Genomic DNA, 17,738 nt, shown 5'->3' with positions numbered 1-17,738 from the left:
GTATTTACTTAAAAGTGGAATAATCGGGAGGCTATCGAATGAGAAGGATAAATCCTGGCTCCGTCAATTCTTATATTAGATATGGGAATCTAAAAATACCAAAGAGTATACAAAGTGAGTGCCCAGAATGTCGAAAAACTACTGAGTTTATGATCAATGCTAACTTCCAAAGCAGCAAGAATGGATTGTTAACGGAGTCCAGTTGTCCTACCTGTAAAAAATCTACTGTTTTTATTATTATGACCAAGGATGCTCAGGATGAGCAGAATGAACACGCAGATACGTATATTTATGACGTCCATGCTTCAAAACATTTAATTAATCATATTGAAAGTCTCCCTAATATACCAAAAGATCTTATTAGAGCTTACCGATCAGCAATTAATGTATATGAATCCAGAGAAAATTCAGCGACCGCTGTTATGTCTAAACGTGTAATTGAGAGTATCCTAAAACACTTTCTTAAAGAAAAAAGTAAAGGCCAGCCATTATCACAACAACTTGAAATTCTTCCAAGTCATGTTGACCTAGCAAAGCCGATTCAATCTCTTAGTCATATTCTTGTAACAGATGGTTCCTTACATCGGATGCTTGAATTAGAAACAGAAATGGATTATGAGACAACCTCTTTATTAATGGATTTACTAGAAAGTTTAATTGAATATCTTTTTGTCTTGCCAGGAAAAATCGAAGTTACTCATAACAAAATAGCCAAGAAATTTAATTAAGCTAAAGTAATTTTATTTTTATTTAGCCTCCTAATTAATGCTGGTGTCATAATATCCTCATAAAACATAAACTGATGTTTAGATATCTATTGAGGGGATGGCTAAATGAAATTCGAGATGCAAAAAGCGATTATCTTGGCTCAAAATATAAATGGTTTTATAAAATTTGTTGAAAGTCAAAAAACCAAAAATAACTTCAGAATTGATACAGATAAATTGTATCAAGTAAAGCTTCTTATTGAAGAGTTTAACTTTCAAATTCTAGCAGATGAACTTCTAAGAATTAATCAGTTTGATTGGGATGGTAAGTACACACATTACTTAGTTGATCAATTCCAACAAGGTATAAATATTATTGATGAATACGTAAAAAAAAATTACAATGATTTATTTATTTTAACGGCTAGATTATATACATTAAAGAACCTTAGCACGACCTTTAGTATAATGGTATAATATATCTTTTCCTATTTTCCGCACGCATGTGCGGTTTTTTATTGTCTAAGCGTATGTTTTGATAAAGTAAGACAATTAGGAGAAAATAATATTCGGATAAGATAATTTAGTAAGGAATACCATAAATCAATTTGAAAAAGGCGGTCTTTTATATGTTTAAGAACTTATTCAAAAGTAAAAAGGTTGAAAGTGATTCTACGATTTTGCAGCCATTAGATGGGGAAATTGTTCCTCTAGATGTGGTTCCAGATCCTGTATTTTCTCAAAAAATGATTGGTGATGGTTTTGCAGTAAATCCAACGAACGGTACGGTTGTTTCTCCTGTTGATGGAGAAATAATCAGTGTATTTCCGACAAAACATGCGGTTAGCGTAAAGTCTGCTGATGGCAGGGAAATATTAATTCATGTTGGTCTTGAAACAGTTACTCTAAATGGGGAAGGCTTTACATCGTTTGTAAGTGATGGACAACGTGTCCAAAAGGGACAAAAGCTGCTTGAAGCTGACTTTGAATTAATTAAAGAAAAAGTACCTTCCATTATTACGCCTGTGATATTTACCAACTTGGCTGAAAATGAAAGAATAGTGATTGAAGAAGATGGAGTAAAAATTAAGAACTAATTTATCAGTTAAGCTGTATACGAGGACAAAAGAGGGTGGTTCCTAATCTGGAAACACACCCTTTTTGTCATTTAACATGCAAAAAATTTGTGGTATTAATCGTGTTTTCAGTTAAGTCATCAGAGTCAAAAAATTGCTTTCAGTAGCAAGAGTATTATAGAAGACCCAGCCTTCCATAAGCCTAGCTTTACAGGTTTGCTCTTTTTAATTTAGAAGTAGCATAATGACTAATGCTTTATATTTGTTTAACTAGCTTTCAAAAATTGACCTGGCGTTTCCAACTGAATCAGCTTACTTCTTGTCTTTGCCATCAATAATGACAAAGTGCGCATCCAAACAAAATCTACCTTCAATTATTCCTTCGCCCATCCGGTTTACAGTAATCGACTCTACCTGATCAACGGACACTGAATTCGTATTTCCAGGAGGGACAGTAAACGAAACTGGATTTTTTCCTTTCCGATTCACGATAACAAATATCTCTCCCAAACTCCTTGCACTATTGAATACAGAAACATCCACAATAGACTTAGTTCTAATTTGATTTTGCCAAATCTCCTGAATTGTCACTTCATCTCTAAATAAGATGTTTCCGCATATTTTGCTGGAAACAACTGTTTTTGATGGTTTCTTCTTTTCTTTCTTCTTTTTTACTTTCACTTTGCACTTTTGTTTGTCACATTTCTTTTTACATTTACACTTATTATCACCACAGCTGTCACATGTTTCCTGATCGCATCTGCACTTCGTAAACCAACATTGCTGGCACCTATTATGCTGGCACCTACACCTACTGTATCCACAAATTCTGCAATACTTTTTTTTACCCAATACCATTCACCTCTTTCAAGTTGATGCCATAATATGTAAGCTTAAATCGATTGGATTGGACACGTATCGTGGGTATATAAACAAAAAAGCCCATTATTAGGTAATCAAACCTAATAATGGACTTTTTAATCATCAAGAGTATAGCAAGTACTCGCTAATACAAATTGATGCAATAACGAATAGAATCGCCAAGTTCTAGGTCGATATCAAAAGAAGTTGGATTCACAACAGATATAGATACTATAGTTCCTACAGGAACTGGTGTAGTAGTATTTACACCATTAAATCCAAATTCAATGACAGTTGCTCCAGTATTTGTGACTGTGAAAGTGCCTTGAAAATAGTCGTTTGGTGTGGGTGCGATCCACACTGGTTAACAAAACAAAAGTAAACAAAAATAAATTACTGTTTTTGCGATCAAAGGTGCGATTTTTGTTATAATTGTTGAGCAGGTCGGCTATGATAATATCAGTTATTTTTACCGAATTTTTAAAGAGAAATATGGACAGACTCCAAAGTAATTCAGGACTAATAAAAGATATTATCAATTAATATTTTTACATCATAAGGAGATACATCATGAATTTTTCTGCAAAACAAATTGTCTTTATTAGTTTTATGTTATTTTCTATGTTTTTTGGTGCAGGTAATCTTATATTTCCGCCTTTCCTCGGGCAATCAGCGGGGGATCACCTTTGGACTGCTCTTGCTGGTTTTATCGTTTCCGCAGTTGGGCTGCCAATTCTAGGTGTGATTGCTGTTGCTAAGGCGGGAAGTTTAAACGAGTTAAATCTAAGGGTTCACCCTATTTTTGCTTTACTATTTCCATTTTTTATTTACATCGCAATCGGTCCGGGACTGGCGATACCTCGTGCTGGAAGCCTTGCTTTTGAAATGGGGGCGGCGCCTTTCATGCCCAAAAATTTGGTAGATAGTCCTGTCTCTTTATTCGTCTATAGTATTGTCTTTTTTGGATTAGCTGCATTGTTAAGTTTGTACCCCTCAAAACTGATTAATCTTTTTGGGAAGTTATTGACGCCTATTCTCTTAACTCTAATTGCGATTATATTTATAAAGAGCTTAATGGATCCTATAGGTTCATTTGAATCACCGATTGGGAACTATCGAGAGAATCCTTTATTCCAAGGGATATTAGAAGGGTATTTAACCATGGATGCCTTGGCAGCCCTCGCATTTGGTATTGTGATCGCCAACACATTGACAGCACAAGGTGTACTCGATTCCAAAAAGAAATCGCGCTATATGATGTACGCAGGTTTGGGTGCTGGATTGTTATTAGCAGTGATTTATCTTATTTTAGGATATCTAGGAGCTGCTAGTTCTTCTTTAGGACAAGCAGAAAATGGAGCAATTATTTTGTCCAACATCATGACTTACCTATTTGGGCAAAGCGGAACACTTTTATTAGGTATCGTCTTTACGCTGGCGTGTTTTTGTGTGTCAATTGGATTAATTACATCATGCAGCCAATTCTTTTCCACTGCAATTCCAAGAGTCACTTATAAAATATGGGTCATACTCTTAGCTGTTCTAAGTACTGCGATTGCAAATTTAGGTTTAACGCAAATCCTTCAGATTTCTGTACCGATTCTTGGCATGATTTACCCAATTGCCATCGTACTTATCTTCTTAGGGCTGTTGGATGATATGATTAAAAGAAAATCATATATTTATAGCTCTGTTATCGGCTTTGTTGCTCTTTTTAGTATCTTAGATACGATTAACAAGGTATTCTTCAAAAATACATGGAGCGGGGCATTTGAAATTCTTCCTTTTTATATCGAAGGAATAGGGTGGCTAATCCCTGCATTTGTTGGATTAATTGTTGGATATCTGTTAGGAAGGTTAAGAAGTACTTCACATGTAACAAGAACAAATCGATAGTATATGTCAAAAAAACGAGAAACCCATGAATACAGTGGTTTCTCGTTTTTTTATGTATTTCTTTATTAATACATTTCATTATACGTTGGTGTGATGGAGTTGTATATGGGGGTATTTATAAGTGACTTTTATCTTAACTAATGGTGTGAAATAAGTGAGAAATCCGTCGAATGATTTGTTTACTAGGAAAAAGTACTCAATTCATAACCCCCATAGCTAATTGATAATAAAGCAAATAAAATATGTATTGAATAAATATTTTGATTTTTAAAAAATCTTTTATTTATTTAAGTAGATTGATAGTTTTTAAAGGCGAAGGGGAGTGTTGCAAAATGAAAAAGAGAAGAAGGTTTCCATATAAGGTATTGGCAACCACAACATTGGCTGCGATGTTGATAACGACAACAGGATTTGCGGAAGGAATTGGTAATAATCCGGTTCCAGCTCCTAGTGTAGATGAGATTGTGAAACAAGGGCAGAAAATATTCTTGGAGGAACAAAAACAAGCTACGGAAAATGCAGCAGACCAGTTTGGGTATAAGGATTTGAAGAAAAATGGTCTGGCAAAACCGTATCAGCCAAATGATAAGGTGCGTCTAATTGTTGAAGTAGAGCAGCCTGATACAGTAGGGGATTCTAAACAAAACAAAAAGGCAAAGTTTAAACAAAAGCAAGATCATGTGATTGCACAAATTTCTAAGACTAAATCTGCACCGAAAGTAAAAAATCGTTTCTATGAAGGCTTTAACGGTTTTAGTATAGAAACTGAGTTTAGTAATCTAAAGGAAATTCAAGCGACACCTGGTGTGACAAATGTACATATCGCGAGAACGTTTCAACCATCTATGGGGGCAAGCAAAGAATTAGTACAAGCCCAAAAGGTATGGGAGGAATATGGTTACGAAGGGGAAGGATTGCTTGTTGCGATTGTCGATTCCGGAATTGACTTTAGTCATCAGGATATGAAGTTAACAGAAAAAGGAAAAGAAAAACAAAAGTGGACCCAAGAGGGGATTGAAGGTGAATTTTCTGAAACCGAGATAAATGAAGTATGGTACACCGACAAGGTTCCGACAGGATATGACTGGGCAGATAAAGATACGGATGTCATTCCTCGCGGGCAAAACGGATCTTCGCATGGTATGCACGTAGCGGGAACAGTAGGGGCAAATGGGGATGAAGCAAATGACGGTGTACAAGGTGTTGCTCCAGGTGTGCAGCTATTAGCGGAAAAAGTATTCTCCGATAATGGCGGCGGTGCATATGAGGATGACATTATTGCTGGTATAGAGCATGCAGTCACAATGGGAGCAGATGTCATTAACATGAGTTTAGGCTCCGATGCAGGATTTGTTGGTGAGGAAAACGATCCGATTCAAAAGTCAATTCGTGAAGCAACAGAACAAGGGACTCTTGTAGTAGTGGCTGGCGGTAACTCTGCTTACAGTACAAAAACCAACCTCTTACAGTCTGCCGTGAAACCATATGCTGAAAATCCAGATATTGGGACAGTAGGAGAACCGAGCGTAAGCCCTTTTGCATTGTCAGTCGCTTCCTATGAAAATACGAATATCCATATGAATACATTAGCAGAGGAAAACGGCTTGCAGCTTCCGTACCAAGACCAAACTCAATATAATTTCAAGCTTTCTAGAGTGTTAACACCAGGTGAAAGCTATGACATGGTCTATGTAGGAGAAGGAAAAACAGCAGATTTCGTTGGAAAAGACGTCACTGGTAAAATTGTAGTTGCAAAACCGAAGCAGCCATATGCTACGTACTCGTATGTACAAAATGAAGCAAAAAAGAAAGGCGCAAAAGCAGTGATCATTGTGCCGCCTAGTGAAATGGCTGACTATCCATACGTATATCTTAGTTCTTTCTTTATTCCTGCCGCAACAACAAGTAAAGAAGCTGGAGATGCGTTAATCACGAAGCTTACAGCTGGTCAAAGTGTGAAAATGAAAAGGTCAAAAGGAACATATATTGCTAATCCAGATAAGAATACCATTTCAGATTTCTCTTCTTACGGAGCGCCGCATACATTAGACTTTAAACCGGAGATTTCTGCACCAGGAGGCAACATTTATTCAACGGTTCCGGGTAATGAATATGAGATCATGAGCGGAACATCAATGGCAACTCCGCATGTGGCTGGCGGTTCAGCCTTATTGCTGCAAGCTTTATATGAAAAAGGTTTATCTCATGCTAAGGAAACTGCTTTAAAAGCAAAAATTGCTTTAATGAATACATCTCAATTAATACAAGATCCACGTACTAATGATGAAATCCCATACTCACCACGTGTACAAGGATCGGGCTTAATGCAAATTGAAAATGCAATAAAGACACCAGTACTTGTCACAAGTGAAAAAACTCCGCTTGAACAAGCTGGAGCAGTTGCTTTAAAAGAGATTACTAGCAATAAAGCACACTTCAAGTTAAATGTAGAAGCCCTTCAAAACTTAGATGTAAAAGACTTGGAATACAGTGTTTACGTTGATGTATTGACGGATAATACAGAAACAAAAGAATATGACTTAGACAATGATGGAACATTGGATTCTAAAGAATATTTAACGTTAACAAGCAAGCGGGTACAGGGTGCTTCCGTTTTGGTAAACGGGGAAAAAGTATCTCATACAGAAGGAAAGACATTAAAGATTAAACCGGGGCAAGAGAAGAACTTAGACATCCAAATCTCATTACCAGAGAGCTTAAAGAAAGGTACATTTGTTGAAGGATATGTACGTCTTGTGCCAACTGGCAAAAACAGTGATGCGGCCGTTCCATTAACAGTCCCATATATGGGCTTTTATGGAAAATGGGATCAAGCACAAAATCTTGACCCAGTTGCCTGGGATAAAGATGCATTCCTAGGATATACGGTGATGTGGAATGATGAACCATTTTCAGAAGGCACATTCCCATTAGGTTATGATCCTAGAAAGGGAACGTTCAATATTGACCGTATCGTGATATCTCCAAACTCGATCTATCCAGGTGTATTCCCAACCTTCACCACTCTTCGCAACTTAGCGAAAACAGAAATGTACGTAGAGAATGAAAAAGGAGAAATGGTTCAATATCTAGGCGACTTTAGTGAATATACTGGGAAGCCATGGAAGTTCCGTAAAAACGTTATGTCTTTCGGTGACTATATGAATGGCGGTTATTTATGGAATGTTAAAGATCAAGCCGGACAAGTTGTCAAAGATGGCAATTACAACTATGTAATAAAAACAACACTAGATTACAAGGATGCAAAACCGCAAGAAATAAAGATTCCAGTTAATGTAGATTCTGTAGCTCCTGTCGTTTCCGATATCCAAGTACAGCCGAAGGATGGTCAATATGAAATTTCCTTTAAAGCTGTGGACAACGAAGGTGGAAGCGGCTATAACGGTGCGATTGTCTGGTATAACGGAAAGTACCAGCCGTTACAGCAGGGACAAACGTCTGTTCTAGTAAAAGAAGACCCTAAGAGTGTGATAGTTTTGGGTGCCGATTATGCTCTTAATCATAGCTATACCGTTTGGGGAGACCCTTCTTATATTAATGAAGGAATGCTTGTAAGCTGGTTCAGCGTTTATCCAAATAAAAATGTTAATGCAGCTACACCTGCAGGGATTAATGCTTTTGCTAGTAACCGAGTGAACTGGACGATCAATATTAAAGATGAAAACGGCAAGGTAGTTGACACGATTGTGGTGGAAAATGAGCATGAAATTCACTTACAGTGGAAACCGGAGGCAGATCTTCCTAACGGTACCTATACAGTCTATGCAGAAGTAGAGAACAAACAAGGTTTTACAGTTACGACAAGTCCGCAATCTATAACAGTATTACAGCAGGAATAGAATTATACAAAAAAGTCGGTTCTATATTAAGGAACCGGCTTTTTTGCAATTATTCAAATAAACCGATATAAATATATTTTCGATATATATACTAAATGGTATTATTTAGTAATCAGTTATCAATTAAAGGGAGGTGTAGGGGTGTCATATAAACAAGATAAATCAGCTGCTATAAATAAGTTGCAGAATTACATTGACTCGCCAGAAAAGCAGGAGGCTCTTTATAGACGGACCTTGGTTATCGTTGTCCTATCACAAATTTTCGGCGGTGCAGGCCTTGCAGCAGGTATAACGGTTGGAGCACTTCTAGCTCAAGATATGCTGGGAACAGATAGCTTTTCAGGAGTTCCAACCGCGTTATTCACCCTGGGTTCTGCAGGGGCAGCACTTCTTGTTGGGCGGCTATCCCAGCGTTTTGGTCGCGGGTCAGGGCTGGCTGCCGGTTTTCTCGCTGGAGGTATTGGTGCAATCGGAGTTGTAGTTTCAGCAATAACAAATAATATTTTACTACTTTTTGTCTCACTACTAATCTATGGTTCTGGGGGTGCCACAAACTTACAAGCCCGTTATGCAGGAACCGATTTGGCAAGTCCAAAGCAGAGAGCGACAGCCATTAGTATTGCCATGGTATCAACAACATTTGGAGCTGTTGCGGGTCCAAACTTGGTTGATGTTATGGGGCGATTTGCCACAAAAATTGGTGTTCCAGCATTATCCGGACCGTTCATTTTAGCAGCAGCAACTTATATTCTTGCTGGTTTGGTGCTACTAGTGTTAATGCGTCCAGACCCACTCATTGTTGCAAAAGCAATTGCAGATGAAAAGAGAAAGAACAAGAACATACTATCAGAAAGTAATACAAATACACTAACTTTTAATAAAAGAGGAATTATTGCCGCAGCAACATTAATGGTGTTAACCCAATTGGTTATGGTTGCAATCATGACGATGACACCAGTACATATGGGGGAGCACGGTCATGGGTTACGTGAGGTTGGAATGATCATTGGATTCCATGTTGGTGCTATGTATCTTCCATCTCTCCTTACAGGGATCCTTGTGGATAAGATTGGACGCACTTTTATGGCAATCGCTGCAGGTGTCACTTTACTTTCTGCAGGAATACTGGCTGCTATGGCACCCGGTGAATCAATAATCTTACTTACCTTGGCACTTATTCTTCTCGGACTAGGTTGGAACTTTGGTTTAATTAGCGGAACCGCCATGCTTGTGGATTCAACCAATCACACCAATCGGGCAAAAATGCAAGGAACTGTTGATGTTATGGTTGCATTATCTGGAGCATCGGGAGGGCTACTTTCTGGCGTAATTGTAGCGAATTCCAGTTACGCAACACTTTCAATTGCAGGAGGGATACTCTCGCTACTCCTAATACCAGTGTTAATTTGGTCGAGCACAATGAAAATAAAAGTTCATGCGTGAATCCACATAGGAATCACGCTTGTTTTTGTTGGTATCTACTGTTTTGTATTTTAAATATTTAAATTATTTCATTATCTTATTGACGATGTATCAAAGAAGATATTATACTGATTAAAAAATGAATGAGCGTTCATTCGTCAAATGATGTTCATAACGCTGTGGTGTTTACATACCACTCAGTATAGTAATCAAAGGAGAATTTTTCATGGAGAATTTCATGCCAATCCCACAACCCAAAACGCTTGGCCCACTTGGCAACTTGCCTTTAATTGACAAGGAATCACCCACCCTATCACTCTGTAAAATTGCAGAGGAGTACGGTCCAATTTTTCGCATGGAATTCTATGGCGGATTCTCAACTATTTTTCTTTCCAGCCACGAATTAGTTGCTGAGGTTGCAATGGATCTAAATTTGATAAGAGTCTTGTAGGTGGATTAAGTAGGGTGCGTGCCTTTTCTGTCACCAGCAAAACAAGTGAGCCTAACTGGCAAAAAGCACATAATATCCTTGTCGCATCATTTAGTTAACAAGCCATGAAAGGCTACCACTCTATGATGGTAGACATCGCGGAACAGCTTGAGCAAAAGTGGGAACGTTTGAACCACAATGAGAGTATTTATGTAGCAGATGATATGACTAGGCTGACGCTGGACACCTTTGGTTTATGCGGCTTTGGGTATCGGTTTAACAGCTTCTATCGAGAAAACCATAATCCTTTTATCGTAAGTATGGTAAATTCTCTCAATGAAGCCATGCACCAAAGTACACGACTTCCTATCCAAAATAAACTAATGTATATAAAAGAAAGAAGCAGTTCGAGAAGGACATTCAATCCATGTTTTCTTTAGTAGATCAACTGATTGTGGAGCGCAAAGAACGAGGAGATAAGGGGAAACCGATATGCTGGCCCGAATGCTGAGTTCTAATGACCCGCAAACGGGGGAGAAGCTGGATGATGAATATATTCGTTACCCAATTATTACTTTCCTAATAGCAGGACATGAAACAACAAGCGGCTTATTATCATTTGCACTATACTTGCTTACATACCCCCATACACCTGCAGAGCATCTTCAATTTTTGTTCCTGTTACGGAGGTAGCAACGAAAACGTTCAATCCTAGTGGAGGATGGATCATTCTAATTTCAGCCATAACAGTAGCTACTATTCCAAACCAAATTAAATCAAATCCTAAGTTTTCTATTAAGGGATATATTAATGGAACGGCTAAAACTTCTAAAAATAATCTATTTATCTGAATTTTATAAATTCTAATTGATTCTGTAAGCGTTTTCAAATATAATGTTAATAGGCAGATAGCGAAGGTCGCTATCTGGTTTAAATCAACCCTAGAATATCAAAAGGCTTTCAAAGAACAACTTAGCACATTCAGAAGAATTTTTGAGTTGCTTAAATTGTACTAGGAGAGGAGAATTTGATATGGGTAAGGCTGAAAGTTGTTTGATTAATTCTTGGAGGAATTTATTTTATAAGGTAAAAGTTGATTACCGAGAACTAACTGACGAGGAACAATGGGAAATCATTATGAATGCTTTCAAATATTAATTTAAATATTTAATTTTATATTAAGGTACAAACAATTAGAGCGAATCTCATTTGAGGATCGCTCTTTTTATTTAAATGAAAAGGGAAAGTTTTAATTAAAAAAATAAAAACTATCATAAATTGGAAACACGTCAATCGATTGTAATTAGAAAACTTAATATATATAATTTATCATCAACTCATTATTAGGTGAGCATTATAAAATATTAGTCGTATTTCTAGGAAGTGTACGGAATCCCTGATCCCAATGGAGAATGGTTCCGTGCACGTTTTTTTATTTATATCCACTACCTTTTTCAAGACAAGCTTCAAGTTATTTTAATAGAGATTTTTCAATTGGAAGCAGATAGTTTTAAGTACAAAATTCCTTAGTTCATAACATATTAAATTATGCTAAACATACCATTAAAAACACTAAATTTACGGGACAATACAATAGAGTTATGATTAATAATATTCAATATATTTTGAATGAAAAATGGTTCGTTTAGTAATGAACTATTCTTAGAGATTATCAAATAAATAGCTTGAAGTAACAGAATGCTGGAGATATGAAAATGAGAATAGGATTCAAACTAATGAACTGAAGTGAACAAAAGCTCGTTAAATTGTGTAGTGCCTTTTAAAAAATAACCTGAAAAGGGGATATAAAAAAATGAACATTTTAGTTTTGATGAAACAAACGTTTGATACAGAAGAAAAAATTGTGCTCCAAAACGGCACCATTAGTGAAGATGGGGTAAACTTCATCATCAATCCTTACGATGAATACGCGATTGAAGAAGCGATTAAATTGCGGGAAGAGCACGATGGTGAAGTAACTGTTATAACAATAGGACCGGAACGTGCAGAGAATGCACTGCGTACGGCACTGGCTATGGGTGCAGATAAAGCGGTTATTGTTGATTCTGAAGATATTGATCTTGATGAATTCAGTGCAGCCAAAATCCTTACGGCCGTAATAAAAGAAAGAGAATTTGATATTATTTTAGGTGGGAATGTAGCAGTTGATTATGGTTCTGGACAAGTAGGACCACGACTTGCAGAAGAACTTAACATTCCACAAGTAACAACGATTACAAAGCTAGACATAAACGGCACTAAAGCCATAATCGAGCGTGATGTAGAAGGGGATAAAGAAGTAGTCGAGGTATCACTTCCTGTTTTGGTCACAGCACAACAGGGCTTAAATGAACCACGTTATCCATCACTGCCTGGCATAATGAAAGCAAAGAAAAAACCAATCGAGCGTTTAGAGATAGATGATTTAAATATCGAGGACGATGCAGAAGCAAAAACGACTGTCACTGAGACGTTTTTTCCACAGAAAAAGGAAGCTGGCCGTATCCTGAACGGGGATATCAAAGATCAAGTTGCTGAACTAGCTGCACTTCTTCGCAGTGAAGCGAAGGTAATCTAATCACATAGGAGGATAAATGAATATGAGAAAAGTACTGGTTTTGACGGAAGCGAAAGCTGGAAATGTAAGAGGTGTGTCACTTGAGGCATTGTCTGCAGCGCAGCGCATCGCTGAAGGCGGAGAAATTATTGCTGTTGCGATAGGCAGTGATTCGACTCATTATGCAAATGTTTTGGGGAAATATGGCGCAAAAAAAGTATATATTATTGGCAACGAGGAACTAAATGTATATACAACGGATGCTTATTTACAAGCGTTGCGTCAGGTAATAGATTCTGTAGAGCCAGAAGCGATTCTAATGTCTCATACGGCTATCGGAAAAGATCTTGCCCCGCGCATTGCAGCCCGTTTTGGGCTTGGTCTTGTATCTGACGTCATTGATGTTCAGGTTGATAACGGTGAAGTAATCTTTACGCGTCCTATTTACTCCGGAAAGGCGTTTGAGAAAAAGAAAGTAGTATCTGGCATACCATTCGCAACGGTTCGCCCGAATAATATTCCAGTGGAAGAAATTGGCGGAACGATTGAGGTTGTGCGATTTAATGTTGAAATCAAAGATTTACGGACGATTGTAAAAGAGGTAGTACGTAAAACTACATCCGGTGTAGACCTAACAGAAGCAAAGGTAGTCATCTCTGGCGGGAGAGGGGTCAAATCATCAGATGGATTTAAGCAACTTCAGGACCTTGCTGAGATGCTTGGTGGTGCAGTAGGAGCATCCCGCGGTGCATGTGATGCTGAATACTGTGATTACTCGTTACAAATCGGACAGACTGGAAAAGTCGTAACTCCTGATTTGTACATTGCCTGTGGAATTTCAGGAGCCATTCAGCATCTTGCTGGGATGTCTAACTCAAAAGTAGTAGTTGCGATTAACAAAGATCCGGAAGCCCCAATCTTTCAGGTAGCTGACTACGGTATTGTGGGTGACTTGTTTGAGGTGGTTCCACTGCTTACGGAAGAATTCAAAAAAGTCCTAGTAAACTCATAATAAGGTTAACTAAATTAATCAGACATTCCTTTGTTAGTAATTATGGGATGTCTGATTACTTAATTATTAACTATAAAAAGTGAAGGAAGGAAATACGAAATATTAAAAAATGGAGAATATCTGAAATTGAAAAATACTGATAGTCTTCTATTGTTTGTAAACGTATACCAAAAATGTACTTTAAGAACCCCAGCTGTGACCGATATTTTATTAAATGTGGGAGGGGATAATCCCTTTAGCTAACCTTTATAGGAGGATTTAACTTGTTCTTGTTTTATTTTTTCTCTTATATGTAATTTACATATATAAGTAATGTGGGTTATAATTAATGTGAATCTTCAAACATTTATTATAAAACCCCTTAGATTAAGCACTGTGAATTTTGGATAGATTATTCAGAGATTTTGCAAGTATAAGTTGAGTTTTCTGTTTAAATTTAAATGTAAGCATTTTAAAAAAATTGGAGGAGGTATTTTTGTGAGTGATCAAGAAAAAAATTTAATGTATAAAACCTCTAATATTTTAAAGAAAGATACTAGCATGATGAAGTTAAACGATATTATTGAAGAACTTGTTCGTGTTATTGAATCAAAAACGAAAGATGAGTAATTTGTTATTATTGAATAGAAAAACTAAATTAATAAGGGCAGTCAATGTAATTTTTTTGATTTATATGCATTTGTGAATTTCCGCTGATGAAGCAATGGTGGACACATCGTTTGGCATTTACAGGGAGAGGAGAATTTGATATGTGTAAATTTGAAAAGTGTTTGTTTAAATTTTGGAGAAATTTATTTTATAGGGCAGAAGTTGATTACCGAGAATTTACAGACGAGGAACAATGGGAAATAATTGCAAGGGCTTTCAAATACTGATTTTAAATTAAGGATTATTTACGGAAAGAACAAGGGCAGGGAATGGTTTAGGTTTATCGATTGTAAAAGAGATTATTTATGCACATGGAGGGACCATAGAAGTTCATAGTGAGCTAGAAAAAGGAACAGAATTTGTTATTAAACTTCCAATTTATGATGACGAAAGCGAGTTTATTTAAATAAAGGTCTATATAAATGTTAGTAAATAGACTCCTATTACTTTTTGTAATAAGAGTTTCAGATTTAGAAAAAAGGCATCCGAATGGGCTTATTCGGATGCCTTTTTTCTATTCATATTATTTAGAGATTATTCATCCTTAATATTAGACGTGCGGCAATTTATCTTTCTTTTTAAATTATTCTTTGAATTTATTAGCTTGAACACGTAGTTCTTTCAAAAATTCCTGGCCCGCTGCAGAATAATGTTGGTTTTTTAGTCTAATACAGTAATAGGAGAGTGTGGATTCGATTCCTAATATTGGCTTTACAACAATATCTTCACTTTGATAAAACGGATCCGATTTAAAAGTTAAGTCAGTTTCAAGTGAAATTGCTGTTCCCTGTGAAATAAAATATTTTTTTGTATCAGAATTTTGTGATTGAATAAAAGTATTTAATTTTCTATTTTTCCCAAATACCTTAGAATAATATTTTATTGTATCATTTGTTTTATATGATAAAACAATAGGATGTTTAGTTACATCGTCAAAGTAAATATTTTTTAAACTTGCCAATTCAGAATCTTTTCTAAAACAAACCATCACTTGGGAATCTATAAGATGTGTTGTAGAAAATAGCTGATTTTCTTCAAGAGTAGAGGAGGGATAAAAATTTATTCCTAGATCAGCATTTCCGTTCAGAACATCTTTTCTAACTTGATTTGCTTTATTTTCATTAACTTCAAGTGTTATTTTTGGAAATTTTGCTTTGACTTCAGCACATGTTTTAGGGATAATCCCTTTACAAAAGCTAGAAACTGCTGAGATAGTTAGATGTCCTTCAATCTCAGCAGAATCCGATTTTGCCTCGTTTTTTAAATCCTCAATCCTATTAATAATCTCTTGTGCTATTATTATTATTTTTTTTCCAGTGTCCGTAGGCTCTAAACCAGTTCTAGAGCGTTCAAATATCTTTGCACCAAGTTCCTCTTCTAAGCTTCTAATCGCTTGACTTATTGTAGGTGAAGATACGTAAAGCCGTTCAGACGTATTCGCAATAGATCCAGTTTTTGCGATTTCAGTAATGTATAAAAGCTGATCAATACGCATAGTTTCACCCCTTGTAGACAGATAGAAAATCATGTTGGTTTATAAATTTTTATCTTTATGTATAGTAAGCGCTAACATTTTTGCCGTGATAATAAACCATTTTTTTGTCCCTCATAAAATATAGAGATGAATTTAAGTTTTTTTACTCTTCCCTATTATATCATCTTTATATTTAATGAACGTACCTTTAAATTCCTGAACTTTAAAAAATTATAATATGAAATTATGATAATTGTAAATATAAATATTATTTTGAATTCGGGAGGGGCCAATGATGTATCACGATAGATCTTCATAATTAAGCAAAAATTGCATCCTATATCATTCTGTTTAATCAATTTAAAAACAGTTTTAGGATAACAGACTGTTTATTTTAATATAGCAACTCAATTTGTGTTTATAAAGTTATATTGGAATTTTACTATACTTACCAACACTATTTTTAATCATAATCATTTTTGGAGAGGGGAAAAGCCATGGTTAAAACAACAAATTCAACAACTAAAACAACATTTGACTTGTTTAATACTGATCGACCTTTTTGTAGTCAAGAACATGAAATGTTTAGGACTTCACTAAGAAAATTTATTGAAAAAGAAGTGAATCCCTATTATGAAGAGTGGGAAGACAAAGGTTCTATCCCTCGTGAAATTTACAAAAAAATGGGCGAACAAGGCTTTCTCTGCCCACAGGTGGATCCAGCATACGGTGGTCTTGGTCTAGATTTTGGCTTTAATTTAGTCCTTTCTGAAGAAATGTCACGAGTTGGAGGAGGTCTTGCCGGGGTAACCATTCACAGTTCCATTGTTGTTCCTTATCTTGAGGCATACGGAACGGAAGAACAGAAGAAAAAGTATTTACCAAAGTGTGTGAATGGTGAAATTCTTACAGCTGTTGCCATGACAGAGCCGGGTACTGGATCAGACTTGGCCAGCGTTCGTACGACAGCAGTACGTGATGGTGAAAATTACGTTATTAATGGACAAAAAACGTTTATTACCAATGGAATTAATGCTGAATTATTTTTTGTTGTAGTTAAAACAGATCCTAATGCAACTCCAGCCCACAAGGGAGTTAGCGTCATCATGGTTGATGGAGATAGTCCAGGTTTTTCGCGTGGTCGTAAATTGAAGAAATTGGGTATGCGTTCTTCGGATACTGCTGAACTTATTTTTGAGGATGCTCGTGTGCCTATTTCCAATTTGCTTGGAGAAGAAGGCAAAGGCTTCTATATTTTGATGGATAAATTACAACAAGAGCGGATTATGGCTGCAAATGGAGCATTCGCTCAAGCACAAGAGATGTTAAAGTCAACGATTACTTATGTAAAAGAAAGACAAGCATTTGGTAAACCTATTAGTTCTTTCCAAAACACTCAATTTGAAATTTCAGAAATGGCTACAGAATTATCAATGGCCCGTTCTTTCCTTGATAATCTCGCTAATCTGCACATGAAAGGTGAAAATATCGTAACCCAGGTATCAATGGCGAAGTGGTGGATTACTGATATGGCGAGACGGATGGCAGCCCGTTGCTTACAGCTATATGGTGGTTATGGGTTTATGGAAGAGTATCCAATAGCCCGTCGATATCGCGACATTGCTGTTTTACCGATTGCTGCAGGATCTAATGAAATTATGAAAAACATTATCGCAAAAAATCTAGGGTTGTAACAAATAATTCTAAAAATTCTTAGCTTTAAAAGGCATCTGATTATGTTTGTTGTTACAAGTAGTGATAGTAAATGGCGACGTCATTGCACAAGTAATTTAAT

The 17,738-nt window shown here is 36.4% G+C and carries 15 protein-coding genes and 2 pseudogenes; 14 read left to right on the top strand and 3 right to left on the bottom strand.

Annotation, left to right across the window (positions count from 1 at the left end):
- Positions 1-38 precede the first annotated feature (38 nt).
- From TR08_RS22670 to TR08_RS22660, 3 genes are all read left to right on the top strand, one after another.
- Positions 39-728, top strand: coding sequence for a hypothetical protein (locus TR08_RS22670; protein ID WP_045522064.1), 690 nt, complete (start codon positions 39-41; stop codon positions 726-728).
- Positions 729-833: 105 nt separating this feature from the next.
- Entirely contained in the window at positions 834-1,184 is a 351-nt protein-coding gene (locus TR08_RS22665; RefSeq protein WP_045522062.1) for a hypothetical protein, read from the top strand.
- Between the two features lie 152 nt (positions 1,185-1,336).
- Positions 1,337-1,804, top strand: coding sequence for a PTS sugar transporter subunit IIA (locus tag TR08_RS22660; protein WP_045522061.1), 468 nt, complete (start codon positions 1,337-1,339; stop codon positions 1,802-1,804).
- 291 nt (positions 1,805-2,095) lie between these two features.
- On the opposite strand, the gene TR08_RS22655 is transcribed toward TR08_RS22660, so the two are convergent.
- On the bottom strand, positions 2,096-2,464 hold the full coding sequence (locus TR08_RS22655; RefSeq protein ID WP_152597497.1) for an S-Ena type endospore appendage: 369 nt from the start codon (positions 2,462-2,464) through the stop codon (positions 2,096-2,098).
- 572 nt (positions 2,465-3,036) lie between these two features.
- Between TR08_RS22655 and TR08_RS31420 the strand changes: the two genes are divergently transcribed.
- The 5 genes and pseudogenes from TR08_RS31420 to TR08_RS31415 all read left to right on the top strand — a co-directional run.
- Positions 3,037-3,156: an AraC family transcriptional regulator gene (locus TR08_RS31420; RefSeq protein ID WP_370576396.1), complete on the top strand. Its 120-nt coding sequence runs from the start codon at positions 3,037-3,039 to the stop codon at positions 3,154-3,156.
- A 58-nt stretch (positions 3,157-3,214) separates the two neighbouring features.
- Positions 3,215-4,540 (top strand): branched-chain amino acid transport system II carrier protein, encoded by a 1,326-nt coding sequence (brnQ, locus tag TR08_RS22650; RefSeq protein WP_045522057.1) that lies wholly within the window; start codon positions 3,215-3,217, stop codon positions 4,538-4,540.
- A 332-nt stretch (positions 4,541-4,872) separates the two neighbouring features.
- The gene (locus TR08_RS33710) at positions 4,873-8,400 is read left to right on the top strand and encodes a S8 family serine peptidase (protein WP_045522056.1); all 3,528 of its coding nucleotides are present in this window, start codon (positions 4,873-4,875) and stop codon (positions 8,398-8,400) included.
- A gap of 141 nt (positions 8,401-8,541) precedes the next feature.
- Entirely contained in the window at positions 8,542-9,843 is a 1,302-nt protein-coding gene (locus tag TR08_RS22640; RefSeq protein WP_045522054.1) for an MFS transporter, read from the top strand.
- A 205-nt stretch (positions 9,844-10,048) separates the two neighbouring features.
- A pseudogene (locus tag TR08_RS31415) lies at positions 10,049-10,888 on the top strand (cytochrome P450); the annotation flags it as partial.
- Here TR08_RS31415 and TR08_RS34060 read toward each other — a convergent pair.
- Positions 10,887-11,141 carry a TRAP transporter large permease subunit gene (locus TR08_RS34060; RefSeq protein WP_193747827.1) on the bottom strand — a complete coding sequence of 85 codons (255 nt, stop codon included), beginning with the start codon at positions 11,139-11,141 and terminating at the stop codon, positions 10,887-10,889. The pseudogene TR08_RS31415 and the gene TR08_RS34060 overlap by 2 nt on opposite strands.
- A gap of 143 nt (positions 11,142-11,284) precedes the next feature.
- Here TR08_RS34060 and TR08_RS33705 point away from each other — a divergent pair, with 143 nt between their 5' ends.
- The 5 genes and pseudogenes from TR08_RS33705 to TR08_RS31405 all read left to right on the top strand — a co-directional run.
- Complete coding sequence (locus TR08_RS33705) at positions 11,285-11,410, top strand: hypothetical protein (RefSeq protein WP_274521045.1); 126 nt, start codon at positions 11,285-11,287, stop codon at positions 11,408-11,410.
- A gap of 655 nt (positions 11,411-12,065) precedes the next feature.
- On the top strand, positions 12,066-12,830 hold the full coding sequence (locus TR08_RS22625; protein ID WP_045522050.1) for an electron transfer flavoprotein subunit beta/FixA family protein: 765 nt from the start codon (positions 12,066-12,068) through the stop codon (positions 12,828-12,830).
- A gap of 22 nt (positions 12,831-12,852) precedes the next feature.
- Complete coding sequence (locus tag TR08_RS22620) at positions 12,853-13,821, top strand: electron transfer flavoprotein subunit alpha/FixB family protein (RefSeq protein WP_045522049.1); 969 nt, start codon at positions 12,853-12,855, stop codon at positions 13,819-13,821.
- Positions 13,822-14,298: 477 nt separating this feature from the next.
- On the top strand, positions 14,299-14,430 hold the full coding sequence (locus tag TR08_RS33700) for a hypothetical protein (RefSeq protein WP_274521044.1): 132 nt from the start codon (positions 14,299-14,301) through the stop codon (positions 14,428-14,430).
- Positions 14,431-14,731: 301 nt separating this feature from the next.
- A pseudogene (locus TR08_RS31405) lies at positions 14,732-14,875 on the top strand (ATP-binding protein); the annotation flags it as partial.
- Positions 14,876-15,052: 177 nt separating this feature from the next.
- On the opposite strand, the gene TR08_RS30495 reads toward TR08_RS31405, so the two are convergent.
- Positions 15,053-15,964, bottom strand: coding sequence for a LysR family transcriptional regulator (locus TR08_RS30495; RefSeq protein WP_052427591.1), 912 nt, complete (start codon positions 15,962-15,964; stop codon positions 15,053-15,055).
- Positions 15,965-16,440: 476 nt separating this feature from the next.
- Here TR08_RS30495 and TR08_RS22610 point away from each other — a divergent pair, with 476 nt between their 5' ends.
- On the top strand, positions 16,441-17,637 hold the full coding sequence (locus tag TR08_RS22610; RefSeq protein WP_081954612.1) for an acyl-CoA dehydrogenase family protein: 1,197 nt from the start codon (positions 16,441-16,443) through the stop codon (positions 17,635-17,637).
- Positions 17,638-17,738: the final 101 nt, after the last annotated feature.

Source organism: Neobacillus niacini (assembly GCF_000759675.1).
Lineage (GTDB): Bacteria > Bacillota > Bacilli > Bacillales > Cytobacillaceae > Neobacillus > Neobacillus niacini_A.
Note: the sequence above shows the minus strand (reverse complement) of the source record. Positions and strands in the feature narration are given on the sequence as shown.